1 protein-coding gene, 1 tRNA gene and 1 other RNA gene are annotated in these 1,604 nt (G+C 58.0%); all 3 read left to right on the forward strand.

Annotated elements, in window-relative coordinates; translation table 11 throughout:
• Nucleotide 1 precedes the first annotated feature (1 nt).
• Nucleotides 2-83: transfer RNA gene (locus AB5Y51_RS06295), tRNA-Ser, on the forward strand.
• A 221-nt stretch (nucleotides 84-304) separates the two neighbouring features.
• Nucleotides 305-434: non-coding RNA, RtT sRNA (locus AB5Y51_RS06300), on the forward strand.
• Between the two features lie 694 nt (nucleotides 435-1,128).
• Nucleotides 1,129-1,604, forward strand: a 476-nt coding sequence (gene hcp1 / locus AB5Y51_RS06305; protein ID WP_368178169.1) for a type VI secretion system effector Hcp1, incomplete at its 3' end; no start/stop codon positions are given.

Consider the following 1,604-nt stretch of genomic DNA (forward strand, 5'->3'; position numbering starts at 1 on the left):
GGTGTCCGAGTGGCTGAAGGAGCACGCCTGGAAAGTGTGTATACGGCAACGTATCGAGGGTTCGAATCCCTCCCTCACCGCCAAATAAAACAAAAAGCCCCGTCTTTCGACGGGGCTTTTTGTTTTATCCGGTGACGGGCGGCTTGGTTCGGGCCCTGGTTCGACAGGCGGGCAGGATAGCCCGCATGGACGGCCAGAGGCCGCCCGCAGGGCGAGCGCCAGGGACGGCGCGAGTCAATCCCGACCCATCCTCAGATGTTAAAACCGACCTCATGGTCGGTTTTTTGCTTTGGGGAAGCGTCATCAGCTCATCTCGAAGAGGGGGGTGAGAACCCTCGCCGGGTTCGAGCAGAGCAGCTTGCTACGATGAACGGCCGCAGGCCGCCCCGAAGGGGTGAGCCACGCAGTGGCGAATCATCCCTCCCTCACCGCCAAATAAAACAAAAGGCCCCGTCGAAAGACGGGGCCTTTTGTTTTATCCGGTGATGGGCGGCTCGGTTCGGGCCCTGGTTCGACAGGCGGGCAGGATAGCCCGCAGGGCGAGCGCCAGGGATGGCGCGAGTCAATCCCGACCCATCCTCAGATGTTAAAACCGACCTGATGGTCGGTTTTTTGCTTTGGGGAAGCATTTTCCGCTCACGCGGAAGAGGGGGGAGTGCCCCCGTCGGGTTCAAGCAGAGCAGCTTGCCGGGATGAACGGCTGCAGGCCGTCCCGAAGGGGTGAGCCACGCAGCGGTGAATCATCCCGCCGATACAGCCAACTAAAACAAAAGGGCCGTCGCGAGACAGGCCCTTTTGTTTTAGTTGCCGACAATCTGATCTTGCCTGTGATGGGGGTGGCTCGCAGGCGAAGCGGAGATGCCGCTGGCCTGGTTTGGGGAAGCAGCTTGGAGGCAGAGATAAACTCCGCCACGCGCAATATGTTGCATTTACACCAGTCATTTATGCTGCATGTGCAAGGTTTAATGGGTAAATGCATTGATTGCGCAACTTGTTGCGTCATGGTGCCGGCGCGCGAATCGGTTTTCTATTCAACTATTTGTTTTAAAACAAAAAAATGTATTGGCATGGTCACTGCTAACGGATTCGGACGAGTGTCATAACCGTTCAACCATCAGGAGCAATTCCATGCCAACTCCATGTTATATCAGCATCGAAGGTCAAACCCAGGGCAACATCACCGCCGGTGCTTTCACCTCCGATTCCGTCGGTAACATCTTCGTGCAGGGCCACGAAGACGAGATGCTGGTACAAGAGTTCCAGCACGTCGTCACCGTACCGACCGATCCGCAATCCGGTCAGCCGGCGGGTCAGCGTGTCCACAAGCCGTTCAAGTTCACCGTTGCCCTGAACAAGGCCGTGCCGCTGATGTACAACTCCCTGGCCTCCGGCGAGATGCTGCCGAAAGTGACCCTGAAGTGGTACCGCACCTCCGTCGAGGGCAAGCAGGAGCACTTCTTCAGCACTGTGCTGACCGATGCCACCATCGTTGACATCGACTGCCAGATGCCCCACTGCCAGGATCCGGCGAAGTCCGACTTCACCCAGCTGATCCAGGTCTCCATGGCCTACCGCAAGATCGACTGGGAGCACACCGTTGCCGG

The organism is Aeromonas sp. R7-1, assembly GCF_040908115.1.
Taxonomy (GTDB): Bacteria; Pseudomonadota; Gammaproteobacteria; order Enterobacterales; family Aeromonadaceae; genus Aeromonas; species Aeromonas caviae.